Here is a 16,789-nt window from a genome sequence, read left to right on the forward strand (position 1 = left end):
AGGGGGTCCGGCGCGCGGAGGCGCCGGGGGCCCCTCGTCTTAACAGGGGCGCCCGCTCCGAGCGCGTGAATCAATCCCGGGACCGAGCCAGGCGGTCGAGACGCGAGCAGCGCGAGGCGCGACGACCGAGCATGCCCGTCGGCATGTGAGGGAGGAGCAACGACGCGATGCGACGCGGATCGGCCGCCGCGGCGACGGGAGGGGATGGTTTCACGTGCTCTCAGCCCCACAGCTTCTCGTCGCGGTGCTTCAGCACGCGGCCGCAGACGGCGCAGACGCGGACCGCGCCGCCCACCCCGGCCGAACGGCCGTCGGCGTACGTGTGATCGCAGTCCTCGAGCAACCGGGCCTCGTCGGCGCGGAGCGCGGCCAGCGCCGCCTCGTGCTTCGCGATCTCGACCCGCAGCTCGGTACGGCGGGCCAGCCTTTCGGACTGTGTCACGCGCGCCCTCCCCGGTTCCGCTCCTGGTGTCCGGCGAGTGTATCGGGGAACTCCGCGCCGCGCGCGCTGCCGACCTGCAACGCTGCCGGGAGAGGTCCCGACGCTTCGCGCAACGTTTGCGTCGGCCGAGCGGCCGCCGCGTCCCTTGCGCGTGGGACACGACGGGCTCGCACCTTGCCCCACCCGTTCGCCTCAGGAGTTTCCGCGCACTTGGCTGTCGGTACGGGTTCCCGCGGCGAACCGGCACGTGGGTTGCTCGACCGGCACCCCCGAACGTGGCGCCATGGCCGCCGCCCGCCCACGGTCCGGTGCTCCAGCGCCGGACCCTGGTCCCCGGGCCGCCGCCCGGAGACGAACCATGGCCTCGACCCACCGTGCAGCGCTCGCCGCGCTCGCCCTCCTCACCGCGACCGCCGCCTGCGACCAGGCCCGCCCGACGCTCGGCGAGGCCGGCGCCGGCGCGGAGGGCGACTGCACCTCCTGCCACGGCGACGCGACCCGCTCCGAGGCGAGCGCGCTGCTCCAGGCGGCCCCGCCGCGCGACGCGCACGGCAGCGCCAGCGGGCCGGCGGTCGGCGCGCACCAGGCCCACCTGCACGCGACCGCGGTGTCCGGGCCGATCGCCTGCGCCGAGTGCCACGCCGTGCCCGCGCAGCGGCTCCACTCGAACGGCCAGGTGGACCTCGCCTTCGGCGCGCTCGCCCGGGCCGGCGGCGCGTCGCCGGCGTTCGCGGGCGGCACCTGCTCCGGCGTCTACTGCCACGGCGCGACGCTCTCCGGCGGGAGCCTCACCGCGCCGGCCTGGGGCGGCGCCGGGCCGCTGGACTGCGCGAGCTGCCACGGCGCGCCGCCGCCGTCGCACGCCGCCGGCGCCACCGCCTGCGCCACCTGCCACCCCGGCACCGTCAACGCCGACGGCACGCTGAACCTCGCCGGCGGGCTGCACCTGAACGGCGTGGTGGACGTGAACGGCGCGCACCCGGACGGCTGGTCGGATCCGGCGCAGCACGGCCGCGCCGCGAAGCGCGATCTCTCGAGCTGCACCGCCTGCCACGGCGCCGACTACGGCGGCGGGACCTCCGGCGTGTCCTGCAACGCCTGCCACGGCGGCACCGCCTGGCAGTCGAACTGCACCTTCTGCCACGGCACCAAGGTCGCGGCATACGCCGCCGCCGATCTGCCGAAGGCCGCGCCGCCGCTCGGCACGCAGGGCGAGACGGCCGTCACCGACCGCGCGGTCGGTGCGCACCAGAAGCACCTCCTCGCCACCGTGTCGTCGCCGCTCGCGTGCGCCGAGTGCCACGCCGTCCCCGCCGATCTCGGCCACCTCGACGGCGCCGCGCAGGTGACGTTCGGCGTCGCCGCCCGCCGGAACGGGGCCGCGCCGGCGTGGAACGGGACCACCTGCGCGTCCACCTACTGCCACGGCTCCATCGCGGGCGCCGCCGCGCCGGCGCCGACCTGGACCTCGACGGCCGGCACCACCTGCGCCTCCTGCCACCTGCCGCAGAGCGGGAGCGGAACGTCCGCTTACTCCGGGCGACACTACCTGCACGTCTCCAGCCGCGGGATCTCCTGCGCGACCTGCCACGGGTCCGGGTACACTGCGAGCGCCGTCGTGCCGGCCACCCACGTGGACGGGACGCGGCAATTGCAGCCCATCGTCGGCTGGAACGCGGCCTCCCGGAGCTGTGCGCCGGGGTGCCACGGCGGCGAGACCTGGTAGCGGACCGGCCGGCAGCGGCAGGAACGCGACGCGCCCGAGGGCACCCGGCGCCCGAGCCGCGCATCCTGCGGTCGGGTGACGCGTCCCTTGCGCACGGTCAAGCCGCCGGCCCGCCGACGAGGGCATTCTGGCGCCGCGCGCCCGCCCATCCGGGCGCCGCCACGGACCGAGGACCCTCCCGAATGCGCTCCGCTCGAATCACCCCGCTCGTCCTGACCCTCGCACTGCTCGCCGCCTGCTCGGCCCGCAAGGTGGAGGAGTCGGCCGAGGCGGGCACCAGCTGCACGCGCTGCCACGGCGGCGTGGACAACCTGACCGGCGCACCGCCGCGCGACGCCCACGGCAGCCTGACCGGCCCGAAGGTCGGTGCGCACACCGCCCACCTCGGCGCCGGCGTCGCCTGCGAGACCTGCCACAAGGTGCCGTCCTCGGTGGACGACCCGGACCACATCGGCCCCGACACCATCAAGGTCCGCTTCGGGCAGGCCGCGAAGCTGAACGGCGCGGCCCCGACGTACGCCGCCGGCACCGGGACGCTCGGCGGCACCTGCTCGAGCACGTACTGCCACGGCAGCACGCTGTTCGCGGGCGGCACCACGCCGAACCCGTCCTGGAACCAGCCGAAGCCCAGCGCGGCGGAGCGCTGCCAGGCGTGCCACGGCAACCCGCCGCCCAGCCACAGCGCGCTCGCCACCAACTGCTTCCAGTGCCACTCCGACTCGGTGGACGCGAACCAGGAGATCAAGCCCGGCGGCAAGCACGTGGACGGCCACGTGGACATCGTGGCCCTGACCGCCTGCGCCGGCTGCCACGGCGACCCGGCCCGCACGCAGGACTCGCCGCTCGTCCGCGCCGCGCCGCCGGTGGACACGCAGGGCAACGTCAGCGGCGCCCGCGTCGGCGCGCACCTCGCGCACCTGCGCGACGGCCCGCTCGCCAAGGCGTTCGCGTGCAGCCAGTGCCACGTGGTCCCGACCGACTCCGCGCACGCGTCGAACGGCGCGCCGGTGGTCACCTTCGGCCCGCTCGCGTCGCTGAACGCGACCCCGAGCTACGCGAACGGCACCTGCAGCGGCGTCTACTGCCACGGCGGCGGCACCACGCCCATCGGCGGCGGCGGCCTGAACATCGCGCCGACCTGGACGCAGGGGACCGCCGGCGCGACCTGCGGGAGCTGCCACGCGCTCGTGCCCCCGTCGCCGCACCCGTCGATCGATCGCACCGGCGCGCCGCTCGGCTCGCTGCCGCAGTGCTCGCAGTGCCACCCCGGCACCGTGAACCCGGACGGTTCGATGTTCGTCGCGAACGGCCTGCACGTGAACGGCGTGGTGGACCAGAACGTCCACCCGGCCGGCTGGCTCGCGCCGGCGGGCACGCAGCAGCCCCACGGCCTGGCCGCGAACTTCCACGACCCGGCGTACCCGCGCGGTCTCGACGACTGCAGGACCTGCCACGGCGCCGACCTGAACGGCGGCCCCGGCGCCGGCGCGTCCTGCAACGCCTGCCACGCCGCGAACGGGCAGCAGGCGTGGCAGACGAGCTGCACCTTCTGCCACGGCGAGCCGAACCGGGCGCAGCTCGCGGCGGCGCCGCCGGTGGACAGCCAGGGCCACGTGGCGCCGTCGGAGCGCGGCGTCGGCGCGCACCAGACGCACCTGTTCGGCAAGCAGCCCACCGGCGCGATCAGCAACGGCGTCGCCTGCGGCGCGTGCCACGACGGGCAGCCCTACGCCGACATCGCGCACGTGAACGGCACGGTGGCGGTGGCGCTCAAGACGCCGGGCGGCGCCGCGGCCGGCACGTTCGACGCCGGCGCCGGGACCTGCGCGTCCACCTACTGCCACGGCGGGTTCCGCGGCGGGAAGGCCGCCACCCCGGCATGGACCGCCACCTCGGTGGACTGCGGCAGCTGCCACGCTTCGCAGACCGGCACCGACCTGAGCGACGCGCACGCGACGCACGTCGGCACGTTCAAGCTCTCGTGCGGCGTCTGCCACTCCGCCGGGTACGCGCCCGGCGCCACGCCGCCCACCGCGGACAAGGCGCTGCACGTGAACGGCCTGGTCGACGTGGCCGCGGCCGTCAACTACGACCGGGGCACCCACGGCTGCACCGTCGCCTGCCACGGTCCGGAGCGCGCCTGGTACTGATCCGGGCTGACGGTGCGTGAAGTTCCCGAGGCCGGGGGGTCCGCCCCCCGGCCTCGACCTTTCCGGCCCTTTTCCTTGCGCCCGCGCCCCGCACCTGTCAGGTTCCGGGCGCTGCGGGCCCCTGCCCGGCCTGCCCGGAGGCCCCTTCATGCGCCGCGAGCACAGCGATCAGCGGATCGCGCTCTTCATCGACTTCGAGAACCTCGTCACCCGCACCGGCCTCTCGGCCGAGACGTTCGACCTGCAACCCGCGCTCGACACCCTGCTCGAGAAGGGGAAGGTCGTGTACCGCCGGGCGTACGCCGACTGGACGCGCTTCTCCGCCGCCACCCCGCGGCTCCACGAGAAGGGCGTCGAGCTGGTGGACGTGCCGCCCTCGACGCGCGCCGGGAAGAACGGCGCCGACATGCGCCTCGTCATCGACGCGCTCGAGCTGGCCTACCTGCGCGAGCACATCGACACGTTCGTCATCGCGTCGGGCGACTCCGACTTCTGCCCCCTCGCCTACAAGCTGCGCGAGAACGACCGCACCGTGATCGGGATGGCGGTGCGGGAGGCGACCAGCCCCCTGTTCGTGAAGGCGTGCGACGAGTTCATCTACCTGCGCCCGGGCAGCCGCCGCCGCGCGGAAGGCGGCGGCAAGGAGAAGGCCGAGCGGCCCAAGGAGAAGATCGCCGCGGTCGTCCCCGAGGTCGCGCGCGAGGCCACCGCCGCCATCCTGGGGCGGGCCGCCGGGCCCGTGAACCCGTCCGCCATCAAGGCCGCCATCGTGCGCCGCCAGCCCGACTTCGACGAGCGCGAGCACGGGTTCTCGTCCTTCAACCGGATGCTGGAGGCCATGGAGACCGAGGGCCTGCTCCGCCGCGAGCAGGGCGCCAAGGGCCAGTGGTACGTGGTCCCCGCGGCCTAGCCTCCCTCGCGCCGCCGCGCCCCGGCGCGCCCCGCCCTAGCTTCTCGGGCAGGAGGCGCCATGGCGAAGGAGCGGAACCCCGACCCGCGGCAGGCCGGCGCGAAGCCGCCCTACCCGAAGCAGCAGCAGCAGACGCCCGGCAGCGAGGCGGGGATGCGCCCGCGACCGGACTTCGGCGAGCAGAGCTACCGCGGGCACGGGCGGCTGCAGGATCGCGTCGCCATCGTGACCGGCGGTGACAGCGGCATCGGCCGCGCCGTGGCGCTCGCGTTCGCGCGCGAGGGCGCGCACGTGGTGATCTCGTACCTGTCCGAGCACGAGGACGCCGAGGAGACGCGGCGCGTGGTGGAGGCGTCCGGGCGCACCGCGGTGCTGGTGGCCGGCGACCTCTCCGAGGACGCGCAGTGCGCGCGCGTGGTGCAGGCGGCGATCGAGCGCTTCGGGCGGCTGGACGTGCTCGTGAACAACGCCGCGTTCCAGGGGCGCGCCGTGCAGCGCTTCGAGGACCTCGACGCCGAGCGGGTGGAGCGCACCTTTCGCGTCAACGTCGTCGCCATGTTCAACCTCACCCGCCACGCCCTGCCCCACCTGAAGCCCGGCGCAGCGATCGTCAACACCACCTCGATCCAGGCGTACCACCCCAACCCGCAGATCCTGGACTACGCCGCCACCAAGGGTGCCATCCGCACGTTCACGCAGGGCCTCTCGAAGGAGCTGGCCGCGCGGGGGATCCGGGTGAACGGGGTCGCGCCCGGCCCGATCTGGACGCCGCTCATCCCGCAGTCGTTCCCGGACGAGAAGGTGGAGAAGCACGGCGAGAGCGCGCCCATGGAGCGCGCCGGCCAGCCGGCCGAGGTCGCGCCGGTGTTCGTGTTCCTCGCCTCCGACGACGCGCGGTACGTGAGCGGGGAGATCGTGGGGGTGACCGGGGGGTCGCCGCTGGCGTAGGGGCGTGCGCCCCGCGAACACGGGACGGGGTGGGACGCGCGCGCGCTTGCGGCGTCCCCCCGGCGGCGCGACAGTCGCCATCAGTGCGCGATGGCGACCGGCCCCTCCAGAACCTGGACGACCCGCCTCCGGCCCGCGCCGTCGGCTGCGTTCTTCGCCGGCACCTGGGCCTTGCTCGCGATCGCGGGCGCATCGCGGATGTTCCAGGACCCGGGCACGTTCTGGCACGTGCTCACCGGCGAGCGGATCCTGAGCCACGGCCTGCCGCACGAGGACTGGCTCACGTTCACGTTCCAGGGGAAGCCGTGGATCGCGCACCAGTGGCTGGCGGAGTGCGCGATGGCGCTGCTCCACCGGCTTGGCGGCTTCGACGCCCTGCTCGTCGCGGCGAGCGGCGGGCTGGCGCTCCTGTTCACGTGGCTGTTCACGCGGTCGATCGCGGGCGGAGTCCAGCTCCGCTGGGCGGTGCTGATCTCGGCGCTCGGCCTCCTCACCAGCGCCGGGAGCATCCACATCCGCCCGATGCTGCTCTCCATGGTCTTCTTCGCGTGGACGTTCGCGGCGATCGCCGACGTGGAGGCCGGGCGCGCCGGCCTTCGCAGGCTGTGGTGGCTCGTCCCGCTGTTCGTCCTGTGGACGAGCTGCCACGGGGCCGTGCTGGGCGGCCTGGCGACGCTCGGGATCACCGCCGCCGTCTGGATCACGGCCTGGGCGATCGGGCGCGAGTCGCCGGTGAGCGCGCCCGCCGACGCGCTCGCCCTGTGCGGCGTCCTCGCCGCCGGGATCGCCGGTACGCTCCTGAACCCCTATGGCGTGGACATGATCCGGACGTGGCTCGCGATCGTACGGTCCCCCGTCATCGCCGAGTACATCGTGGAGCACGCTTCGCTCTGGAGGACCGGAGCCTGGTATGTGGTTCCGCTCGCCGCCGGGTACGTCGCAGTGGCTGCATCGAGCGGGCGCGCCCGGTGGACGGCGACCTGCGCCCTGCCGCTCGTCTGGCTCGTGCTGGCGCTCCAGCGCATCCGGCACGCCCCCCTCTTCGCCATCGCGGCGCTGATCGCGCTCGCCGAGCTCCTCCCGCGCAGCGGGGCCGCCGCCTGGCTGGCGCGGCGACGGGTCGAGGTCGCCGGTCCGCCCCGACCGGCTCCGGTCTTGCCGCGCGCGGCGTGGCTCGCCCCGCTCGCGGCGCTCGCGCTCGTCGCGGTGAATCATTCCGTGGGCGGCCCTTCGCTGGCTGGCCCGCAGCGTGCCCGGTGGCCGTACGCGCTCGTGCCCCGCCTCGACGCCGCCGCGGGCGCGCTCGGGCCGGGCACGCCGGTGCTGACCGAGATGGTGCTGGGCGCGTTCGTCGCCTACAACGTCCCGGGCGTCCGCATCTTCGGCGACGACCGGTGCGAGCTCTACGGGGACTCGTTCCTGCGCGAGTGGTACGAGGGGACGCCCGCCTTCTACGCGCGCCAGGTGGCCGAGCACGACCTGCACGTCGCCCTGGCCGCGCGTGGCTCCCGGCTCGACGCGTACCTGCGCGCCGACGCGGCCTGGCGCGAGGTGGAGAGCACGCCCAACGCCGCGCTCTTCCTCCGGGATGCCGGTGCGGGACGGGGGGCGGCTCGGTGAACGGGCTGCGCGCGCGCCCGCCCTACCGGACCAGCTTGGGACGCAGCGGCCCGGTGCCGAACCATCCGCAGCCGATCACGCCGGCCTCGTCGTCCACCTCGTCGCAGAGGAACTCGACGTCGATGTAGGAGTTGCTGGCGCCACCGCAGACCATCCGCACGAACCGGAAGGTCGCGAACCCGATCACCTGGTGCGTCTGGTTGAACCGCGGCGGGCACTCCCCATCCACGACTGGCGCGCGGACCTCCCGCGGCTGGGTGCAGGTGCCCGCGGCGTCGGCAACGCAGTAGTGGTCGAACGTCGGCTGGTTGTTCTCGGGGCCGCAGAGCGTGGTCGACCCCTGCTGGCCGTTGCTGATGTTGACCTGATCCCCCGCCTGCAGGTCCCGGCACAGCTCGCCCGAGATGATGTTGCGGTAGGTCTGGGTGTTGGCGGAGTCGAGCGAAAGCGAGGAGAGGCCGGCGGTGTCGGTGCCGTCCGGGCTGAAGTGGATGCGCAGCGTCCGGCCGCAGGCGAGCTGATACGTGTCCGGGTCCTCGATGCCGCACGCGAAGAACGCGAGGGGAGCATCCGGGCACGAGTCCTCGCAGGGGCCGCCGTTGACGGCGATGGCGTCCGCCGCCACGTCCATGCTCTCGGTCGAGACGAACGAGGAGAAGTCGACCCCCACCGCGTTGCCGCGGCTGCCCTCCCGTCCCGCGAGGACGCGCACGGCATTCACCCGGCGCGCATCCTGCTCCGTGAGGATCGGCGTGATGGGCGTGAACGCGGTGGCGGGATCCGTGGCGAAGGGGTCCCAGTGGCCCGGGATGACATCGCTCGTCGGGGTGATCTCCACCGGCATCGAGCGGTCGGTGATGTGGCGCTGCGTGAACTCGCTCGCCAGCGCCCCCGGCCGCCCCGCCTGCAGGGTCGCCAGGGTTCCGTCCAGCTCCGCGGCGCCGGCGAGCGCGCCCGCGTCCACTGCGCTCTGCAGCTGGCCTCGCACCGCCCGGCTGTGCCCCACGTTGAGCGCGAGCGCGAGGAACGCGCCCAGCACCACCACCACGATGGCGACCAGCACCGCCGTCACGCCTCTCTCGTTCCGCCGCGGGTCCGGACGTGCCATGCGCGCCTCCTAGTTGCCCGGGACCGACGGCCCCGGCCGGGCCGACGCACCGGGCTTCTGCGGAGCGACGATCAGCAGCTGCGGCTCCTGCTCCGGCCGCTCGCCCTTGGGGGACAGGCTGTTGCGGTACGAGGCCGCGATGATGGCCGCCTCCTGCGAGTCGAGTCCCGGCGGCGGGTCCACCGGCCCACGCGCGGGCGCAGCACGCTGCCCGCCGAACGCGGCCCGGTACGCGACGCCGTGTGTGGGCGTGATGGTCCTGCGCGCGCCGCACCCGGCGAGCGCGACGGCGAGGCAGACCACGGTGATCTTCGCAACGCTCATGTCACCCTCCTCCCGCGACCGGCCCGGTCGCCACGTCGGCAGGCAGCGCGCGGCCGAGGCTCCGGGCCACGTCCGCCAGGTTCGCCCGGGCCCGCGCCAGGCCGGGGTCCGCACGTACCGCCGCCAGGTACGCGTCGTAGGCGGGCGCGAGCAACCCCGCCGCCTCGTAAGCCACCCCGAGGTTGTTCCGCGCCTCCGCCGGAGGCTCGGCCAGGTCGAACTGCTGCGACGCCCGCGTGAAGTCGCCGGCACGCGCGTAGGCGAACCCGAGATTGGTCCGGGCCCGCCGGAGCGTGGGCTCGAGCTCCACCGCCTTGCGCAGCGCCTGCAGCGCCTTGTCGTTGCGCCCGCGCGCGAACAGCGCGAACCCGTAGTCGTTCCAGTAGGACGCGTTGCGCGGCGCGAGCTCGAGCGCCTTGCGGTGGTGCCGCTCGCCCTCGTCGTAAGCTCCGTCGACGTCGTGCAGCACGGCCAGCGCAGCGTGCGCCGGGGCCCAGCGGCCGTCCAGCCGGAGCGCGTGCTCGAAGTCGGCGCGCGCCTCCTCGTGCACGCCCCGCTCCCGCAGCGCGACGCCGCGCAGGGTCAGGCTCTCCGCGCACGGGCCGGCGCTCGCGTGGTAGCGATCGAGCGCGAGCAGCGCGTCGTTCCAGGCGCGGTGCTCGACCATGGCCCTGGCCACCGCCAGCCGCGCCTCGTCCAGCGGCCGGCTCCGGGACCCGGCGCCGGCGCACGCGCAGAGCGCGAGCAGCGCGACCAGGCCGGCGCGGCGGATCATCGGCCACCTCCGAGGAGCGGGAACAGCCGATCGGCCATGTTGACGACCGCCGGCCCGAGCACCACCGCGAACACGCAGGGGAGGATGCAGAGCACCAGCGGGAGCGACATCTTCACGGACACGTAGGCGGCCTTCTCCTCGGCGCGGTGCATCCGGCGGATCCGGATCCCCTCGGCCTGGATGCGGAGCGCCGCGCCCACGCTGGTCCCGAACAGCTCGGTCTGCGCCAGCGTGGCGGACAGGGACCGCAGCTCGGGGGCCCCGGTGCGCTCGGCCATGCGGCGAAACGCGGCGATGCGCGGGATGCCTGCCTTCACCTCCAGGAACACCAGGCGCAGCTCCTTCGACAGCAGCGGGTGCGCCAGGGCGACCTCGTCCGAGACCCGCTGCAGGGCGGAGTCCAGCCCGAGGCCGGCCTCGACGCAGGTCACGAGGAGATCGAGCGCGTCCGGCAGCGACCGATCGAGCTGGGTCTGGCGCGCCTGCACGCGGGAACGGAGCCAGAGGTTGGGCAGGAAGAACGCGATGCCGGTGATCAGGGCGGCCATGGGCAGCCCGGTCCGCACTGGCTCGGTCCGGAGCGCGTTCAGGGCGGCGAAGCCCGTCAGGGCCACCGTCGCGAGCGCCATCTTCGCCGCGACGAAGCCTTGCGGGGCGCCCGCGCGTCGGATGCCCGCCCACACCAGCTCGCGCCGGAGGCGTGAGCCGCCCTCGCTGGAGTCGCCCTCCACCGCCGCGAGCCCGGGCTGGAGCTGGAGCGCCGGGTCGCCGTCGACGGCGCCCGCGGCGGTCGCCCGCAGGCGCCGGACCACCGGGTCGGCCTCGCGGCGCACCGCCATCCACGCGCCGGCCAGCGCGCCGACGATGACCACGGCCAGCCCCCCGATGCCCCACGCCATCACGGATTCCGCGCCCATGCCGCCGCCCCCTAGAGATCCACCTGCGTGAGGCGGTAGAGCCAGAGGAGCCCGACCACCCAGCTCACCGACGCGCCCAGGATGATCATCTGTCCCTTGGCCGTGCCCGGGAGGACCATCAGGTACTCGGGGTTCAGGATCGAGAGGGCCACCGCCACCGCGAAGGGCAGCGCGCCGAGGATCACCGCCGAGGCGCGCCCCTCGCCGGTCAGCGCGCGGAGCTTGCCGTAGAAGCGGTAACGCTGGCGAATCGTCTCGCCGATCTGATCGAGGATCTCCGCGAGGTTGCCGCCGGTCTCGCGCTGGATCACCGCGGACACGGCGAAGATCTTCATGTCGCCGTTCCCGGGGCAGCGCTCCGACATCTGCACCACGGCCCGCTCCAGCGTGAGGCCGAGCCGCTGCTCCTCGTACGCACGGGCGAACTCCACGCTGACGGGCTCCGGCATCTCGCTCGCCACCACCTGGAAGGCGGCGGTGACCGCGTGGCCGGCGCGCAGCGACCGCGCCATCATGTCGAGGGCCTCCGGGAGCTGCTCCGAGAGCTTCGCGCTGCGCTTCGCCCGTGCCGAGAGCACCCCCACGATCGGCAGCGCGGCGCCACCCGCGGCCAGGCCCCCGATGCCGACCGCGCCGGACCGCAGGCTGACGCCGATCAGCGCGGCGACCAGACCACCCGCCAGCGTGAGCGCCCCGAGCCTCGCCACGGTCCAGCTCGAGTCCGCCTGCTCCAGGAGCCGCTCGAGCCTCCGCGCGCCGGGCACCTGCTCGAGCACCTGCTGCAGGGCCGGGGCCTTCGCGAGCCGCCCGCGCCGCAGCAGGTCCGCGTCGAGCGCGCTGCCGCGGCCGATGGCGTGCAAGCGCCGCCGCAGCTCCGCGGAGCGCCGGTCCGCGAAATAGCGCGCGAGGTGGTAGGCCGCCTCGAGGCCCGCGAAGATGGCCACGGCGGCCGCGGCGATCATCACCTCACGCATGGGCCGGTCCCGTTCCCTGGAGCCGCTCGATGATGCGGCCCGGATCGACGCCGAACTGGGCGATGCGTGTGAGGGCGCGCGGCCGGATGCCGGTGGGCCTGAAGTCGCCCTGGATCTTGCCGGTCGGGTCCACGCCGTGCTGCTCGAACCGGAAGACGTCCTGCATCGTGATCGCCGCGCCCTCGGTCCCGGTGATCTCGGCGATGCTGGTGATGCGGCGGCGGCCGTCGGTGCCGCGGTTGAGCTGGACGATCACGTTCAGGCCGCGCGAGATGGTGGCCCGCGTGGCCCCCTCGGAGAGCGGGACGCCGCTCATGCCGATCATCGCCTCCAGGCGCGCCAGCGCGTCGCGCGGCGTGTTCGCGTGGACGGTGGTCATCGAGCCCTCGTGGCCGGTGTTCATGGCCTGGAGCATGTCGAGGACCTCACCGCCGCGGACCTCGCCCACCACGATGCGGTCGGGGCGCATGCGGAGCGCGTTCTTGACCAGGTCGCGCGCGATGATCTCGCCCTTGCCCTCGATGTTGGGTGGGCGGGTTTCGAGCCGGACCACGTGGCGCTGCTGGAGCTGCAGCTCGGCGGAATCCTCGATGGTGACGATGCGCTGGCTGTCCGGGATGAACGCGGAGAGCGCGTTGAGCAGCGTGGTCTTGCCCGCGCCGGTGCCGCCGCTGATGAGGATGTTGAGCTTCGCCTCGACGCACGCCCCCAGGAACCCGGCCGCCTCGGCGCTCAGCGCGCCGCCAGCGAGCAGGTCCCGCATCCGGAGGGGGGTCACGCCGAAGCGCCGGATGGAGACGATGGGACCGTCCAGGGCGAGCGGCGGGATGATCGCGTTCACGCGCGAGCCGTCGGGGAGGCGCGCGTCCACCATGGGCGACGTCTCGTCCACCCGGCGGCCGATCCGCGACACGATCCGGTTGATGATCTGCATCAGGTGCTGGTTGTCGGCGAAGCGCACCGGGGTGAGCTCGAGCCGGCCGGCGCGCTCGATGTAGACGGTCGCGTAGGTGTTCACCAGGATGTCGGAGATGGTGGGGTCCGCCAGCAGCGGCTCCAGCGGCCCGAGGCCGGTGAGCTCGTCGAGCAGCTCCTGCACCATCCGCTCGCGCTCGATCTGGTTGAGCGGGAGATCGCGCCGCGCGATCTCCGCCGCGAGCACGTTGCGCAGCTCTTCGCGCCGCCGCTCCGGGGCGAGCTTCTCGAAGGCCTGCAGGTCGAGCGCGTCCACGATGCGGCGGTGGAGCTCGCCCTTCAGATCGTGGAAGTCCTGCGGCGCCGTCTCCGCCACCATCGCATGGGCGGCGGCCGGCTCGTTCGCGCGCTGCTTGAGGCGATCGGCGAGGCCCACGGCTACCTCCGCGCGAACATCCGGCGCAGCATGCCCGGACGGCGTCGATGCTGGTCACCACCGGAGAGCTGCCGGGCGAGGGTCGAGAGGTCGCGTGCCAGCGCCGAGCGGGGCGCCTCCTCCAGGATGGTCGAGCCCCGCTGCACGGCCCGGCTCGCGGAGGCGAAGTCGTTGGCGACGGTGGCCGTGACGGGCACCCCCAGCGTCTCGGCGATCACCTCCGGCGTGATGTTCGAGGACCGGAGGCAACGGTTCACCACGATCGCGAGCTTCGCGTCGGGGTAGCCGAGCTTGCGGAAGAGCTCCACGCACCGCTGGGCGTTCCGCACCGCGGGCACCTCCTGCGTCACGACCAGCACGACCCGGTCGGCGGCGTCGAGCGCCGCGAGCGAGCGCTCGTCGAACCCGCGCAGCCCGTCGAGCACCAGGTGCTGGTAGTGCTCGCGCAGGAACGCGATCAGCTTCTCCACCGCCGGCGCGTCCAGGTGCTCGGCCTCCTCGAGCCGCTCCTCCTGGGCGAGCACGTGCACGCCGGACCGGTGCGCGATCACCGATGCGTCGAGCAGCTCGCGGTCGAGCCGCCGCATGTTCGCGACCACGTCGGTGATGGTGTAGCCGCCGTGCACGTCGAGGAACGCGTTCACGTCCCCGAGCTGCAGGTCGAGATCCACCAGGCAGGTGCGGTCGCCGCCCCGCACGAGGTCGGCGGCGAGGTTCGCCGCCAGCGTGGTCGCGCCCATCCCGCCCTTCGCCGGGAAGATCGCGAGCACCTGCCCGGCGGCGGCCGCGCCGTCCGGCCGCGCCAGGCTGCGCACCGCCAGCTGCAGCCTCGCCGCGTCGCCGGCCACCGCATACTCGCGCGCGCCGGCGCGCATCGCGCGCAGGATGAGATCGGGGTCCTTCGCCGGCCCGACCACCGCGACGCGCGTTCCAGAGGCGGAGAGCCGCGCGACGGTCGCGAACGCGCCGTCGGGGTTCCCGTTCAGCCCCACCACCGCCAGCGGCGTCCGGGCGGCGTCGTCCGCCCTCGCCGGCGCCTCGTCCACGCGCGCGAGGCGGAGGTCCCTCAGCGACGACAGCAGCTCCGCCTCCGCGGCGGGCGCCAGACCGGTCACGTAGATGCCCTTCTGTTCCATGGCTTCCCCCTGGACTGCGTCGCCGCGCCCCGCCTACCTGCTGTACCCGCGCTCACCGGCGGCGCCGCGCGCAGCCGTCGCGCCCGCGCCCTTCGGCTGTTTCACCGCCGAGCCGTCGCTCCCGAGCAGGAAGAGCGCCGCGTCGGACGGGTCGTTGTTCTCGAAGTCGGTCGGGAGCGGCGGGAGCTCGTGCGGCGCCACCGGCTTGGCGAGCCGCGCGGTCACCACGACGAGCAGCTCGGTCTCGTCGCGCTGGTAGGCCTGCGAGCGGAAGAGCGCTCCGAGGATCGGGATCGACCCGAGCACCGGGACGCGCGCGCTCTGCGAGCGCACCTTGTCGGAGATGAGCCCGGCCACCGCGAAGCTCTGACCGTCGCCCAGGCGGATGGTGGTCTCGCTCTGGCGCGAGACCAGGCCCGGGATGGTGGTCCCACCGACGGTCACCGCGGTGGTCGGGTCGAGATCGCTCACCTCCGCCTTCAGCCGGAGGTGGATGGCGTCGCCGATCACCGTGGGCGTGAAGCGGAGCTGGATGCCGAACTTCTTCCACTCCACCGCCGTCTGGCCGAAGGTGGACGCGAGCGGGATGGGCAGCTCGCCGCCCGCAAGGAACGCCGCCTCCTGGCCGCTCATGGCCACCAGCGTCGGCTCGGCCAGCGTCTTCGCGAGGTTGCTCTGCTCGAGCAGGTTGAGCATCACCGAGAACGGGAACTGCCCGCCCTGGGACAGGAAGAAGCTGAACGCGTTGTTGAAGGCCGCGTTCGGCACGTCCGGTGGAAGACCCGGGCCCCACAGACCGCGGGGGCCGGTGCCGGGGATGGCCGGGTTGGACTGCGTGTTGAGGAAGTCGCCGGGGTAGGTGCGGTTGCCGGTCATGCCGCCCACCCGCTTGCCGTCGTCGGACTTGTGGAAGAAGTTGACGCCCATCTCGCGGAGGCCGGTTCGCCCCACCTCGGCGAAGCGGACCTCGAGCTGCACCTGCTGCTGCCCGGACACCTGCACCAGGTTCGCCACCTTGGAGGCGTGGAGACGGGCCACCTCCGCCACGCGCTCGGGGATGCGGACGTCGCTCACCTGGCCGGAGATCACCACCAGGTCGCCGGCTGAGGAGACGTCGATCTTCTCGCCTGCGAAGAGCTCCTTGAGCTGCTTGCGGAGCCCCTCCAGGTTGCGGGTCACCTGCAGCGCGACCACCAGCGGATGGTTGTCGCGGTCCCACAGCGTGAGGTCGGTGGAGCCGATCCCCTTGGCGGTGAGCAGCACCTGGTACGGGGTGACGACCTTCAGGTCCGCCACGTCCGGGTTGGCCACCGCGATCCGCCCGATCTGGTCGGACACGACCAGCAGGCGGTTCTGGCCCGCCTCGAGGCTCATGCTGCGCGCGGCGCCCACCTCGCGATCGATGCGCATGGTCGGGACCACGTCCTGCGCCGCGGCCGCGCCTCCCCCGACGAGCATCAGCGCCACCCACACCGCCTGCCGGCTCACTTGGCACCTCCCTTCCCGAAGTCGCGCCGCTCGTACATGTCGCCGCGAAGGATCTCGACCACCTGCTTCGGCGCCTCCGGCGCGCGCGCCACGCGGCGCACGGGCGGCGGCGGCTTCGCGTTCACCGGCGGCTCGACATGGGCGTTGACGAGGCCCGCCGGGTTCACGCCGGTCGTGTCCACCAGCTCGCGGTCGATCCCGCTCCGAAGCGTGAGCAGGATGCTGCCCTTGGTCTGCGCCAGGGCGAGCTTCTCGGACTGCTCGCTGTCCACCATCAGCGTGGCCACCGTGGCGGGCAGCGACTTCTCCAGGCTGCGCTCGTTCCGCCCCAGCTCCTTGCCGACGGCCAGCACCTGGACGTTCTGCAGGATGATCTTGGAGAAGAAGGCAGGGTTGGAGTTGCCGTTCGTCTCCGGTCGCATCACCACGATGACGTCCACCGAGTCGCCGGGGTGGATGAACCCGGCGACGCCCACGACGTCGTTCACCGGGACCGCCGCTGCGCGCATTCCAGGCGGGAGGATGGCGGCGAGCCCGTGCCCCGCGTCCGCGGCGGCGAGCCGCGACTCCACCACCGGCTCGCCCTTGATGACGCGCGCGCGAACCACGCGATCCACGAGCTTCGCGGGATCCGACGCCGCGCCTTCCGGCACGTTCGCGCTGGGCCACTGCACCACGCTCAGGACGTCGGCGCGGAGCGTGGTCGCCTCTGGCAGGTCGATGGTCGCCACCACCACCGGCGTCGTCGAGACCCGCGCGGCCGCCGTGCGCGTCTCGACGTACCGGGTGACCAGCAGCACGGCGAGCGCCGCCGCCCCGGCCGCGATGACCAGGAACAGCACCACCCTCAGCCCGGTGCGTCGCGGACTGCGCTCCGCGGCGCGCTTCAGCACGCCCATCCCGTCCGAACCGTTCGACAT

Annotated in this window: 15 protein-coding genes; 5 read left to right on the plus strand and 10 right to left on the minus strand. The window is 74.0% G+C overall.

All coding sequences use genetic code 11. The annotated features are described in order from the left end of the window. Positions 1 to 220 precede the first annotated feature (220 nt). The gene (locus ANAEK_RS14610) at positions 221 to 442 is read right to left on the minus strand and encodes a hypothetical protein (protein WP_012526902.1); all 222 of its coding nucleotides are present in this window, start codon (positions 440 to 442) and stop codon (positions 221 to 223) included. Positions 443 to 800: 358 nt separating this feature from the next. On the opposite strand from ANAEK_RS14610, the gene ANAEK_RS14615 reads away from it, so the two are divergent. From ANAEK_RS14615 to ANAEK_RS14635, 5 genes are all read left to right on the plus strand, one after another. Then, entirely contained in the window at positions 801 to 2,168 is a 1,368-nt protein-coding gene (locus ANAEK_RS14615; protein ID WP_012526903.1) for a CxxxxCH/CxxCH domain-containing protein, read from the plus strand. 182 nt (positions 2,169 to 2,350) lie between these two features. Further along, positions 2,351 to 4,318, plus strand: a complete 1,968-nt coding sequence (locus ANAEK_RS14620; protein WP_012526904.1) for a CxxxxCH/CxxCH domain-containing protein — start codon at positions 2,351 to 2,353, stop codon at positions 4,316 to 4,318. A 148-nt stretch (positions 4,319 to 4,466) separates the two neighbouring features. Then, the gene (locus ANAEK_RS14625; RefSeq protein WP_012526905.1) at positions 4,467 to 5,228 is read left to right on the plus strand and encodes an NYN domain-containing protein; all 762 of its coding nucleotides are present in this window, start codon (positions 4,467 to 4,469) and stop codon (positions 5,226 to 5,228) included. Between the two features lie 60 nt (positions 5,229 to 5,288). Further along, on the plus strand, positions 5,289 to 6,176 hold the full coding sequence (locus ANAEK_RS14630; RefSeq protein WP_012526906.1) for a glucose 1-dehydrogenase: 888 nt from the start codon (positions 5,289 to 5,291) through the stop codon (positions 6,174 to 6,176). A gap of 198 nt (positions 6,177 to 6,374) precedes the next feature. After that, positions 6,375 to 7,796, plus strand: a complete 1,422-nt coding sequence (locus ANAEK_RS14635) for a hypothetical protein (RefSeq protein ID WP_232288225.1) — start codon at positions 6,375 to 6,377, stop codon at positions 7,794 to 7,796. 22 nt (positions 7,797 to 7,818) lie between these two features. Here ANAEK_RS14635 and ANAEK_RS14640 read toward each other — a convergent pair whose 3' ends face one another. Genes ANAEK_RS14640 through cpaB form a run of 9 tightly spaced genes read right to left on the minus strand, consistent with a single transcriptional unit; the run spans position 7,819 to position 16,789 of the window. Then, positions 7,819 to 8,904, minus strand: a complete 1,086-nt coding sequence (locus ANAEK_RS14640; RefSeq protein ID WP_012526908.1) for a pilus assembly protein TadG-related protein — start codon at positions 8,902 to 8,904, stop codon at positions 7,819 to 7,821. Positions 8,905 to 8,913: 9 nt separating this feature from the next. Next, entirely contained in the window at positions 8,914 to 9,228 is a 315-nt protein-coding gene (locus tag ANAEK_RS14645) for a hypothetical protein (protein ID WP_012526909.1), read from the minus strand. 1 nt (position 9,229) lies between these two features. Then, positions 9,230 to 10,003: a tetratricopeptide repeat protein gene (locus tag ANAEK_RS14650; RefSeq protein ID WP_012526910.1), complete on the minus strand. Its 774-nt coding sequence runs from the start codon at positions 10,001 to 10,003 to the stop codon at positions 9,230 to 9,232. Further along, complete coding sequence (locus ANAEK_RS14655; protein ID WP_012526911.1) at positions 10,000 to 10,920, minus strand: type II secretion system F family protein; 921 nt, start codon at positions 10,918 to 10,920, stop codon at positions 10,000 to 10,002. The genes ANAEK_RS14650 and ANAEK_RS14655 overlap by 4 nt, the downstream gene beginning before the upstream one ends. 11 nt (positions 10,921 to 10,931) lie before the next feature. Continuing rightward, positions 10,932 to 11,894, minus strand: coding sequence for a type II secretion system F family protein (locus ANAEK_RS14660; protein WP_012526912.1), 963 nt, complete (start codon positions 11,892 to 11,894; stop codon positions 10,932 to 10,934). Continuing rightward, a complete protein-coding gene (locus ANAEK_RS14665; RefSeq protein ID WP_012526913.1) occupies positions 11,887 to 13,245 on the minus strand; it encodes a CpaF family protein in 1,359 nt (452 codons plus the stop codon). The genes ANAEK_RS14660 and ANAEK_RS14665 overlap by 8 nt, the downstream gene beginning before the upstream one ends. Positions 13,246 to 13,247: 2 nt before the next feature. Then, positions 13,248 to 14,381: an AAA family ATPase gene (locus tag ANAEK_RS14670; RefSeq protein ID WP_012526914.1), complete on the minus strand. Its 1,134-nt coding sequence runs from the start codon at positions 14,379 to 14,381 to the stop codon at positions 13,248 to 13,250. Between the two features lie 33 nt (positions 14,382 to 14,414). Then, positions 14,415 to 15,869 carry a type II and III secretion system protein family protein gene (locus tag ANAEK_RS14675; RefSeq protein WP_012526915.1) on the minus strand — a complete coding sequence of 485 codons (1,455 nt, stop codon included), beginning with the start codon at positions 15,867 to 15,869 and terminating at the stop codon, positions 14,415 to 14,417. After that, on the minus strand, positions 15,866 to 16,789 hold the full coding sequence (gene cpaB, locus ANAEK_RS14680) for a Flp pilus assembly protein CpaB (RefSeq protein WP_012526916.1): 924 nt from the start codon (positions 16,787 to 16,789) through the stop codon (positions 15,866 to 15,868). The genes ANAEK_RS14675 and cpaB overlap by 4 nt, the downstream gene beginning before the upstream one ends.

Source organism: Anaeromyxobacter sp. K, from assembly GCF_000020805.1.
Lineage (GTDB): Bacteria > Myxococcota > Myxococcia > Myxococcales > Anaeromyxobacteraceae > Anaeromyxobacter > Anaeromyxobacter dehalogenans.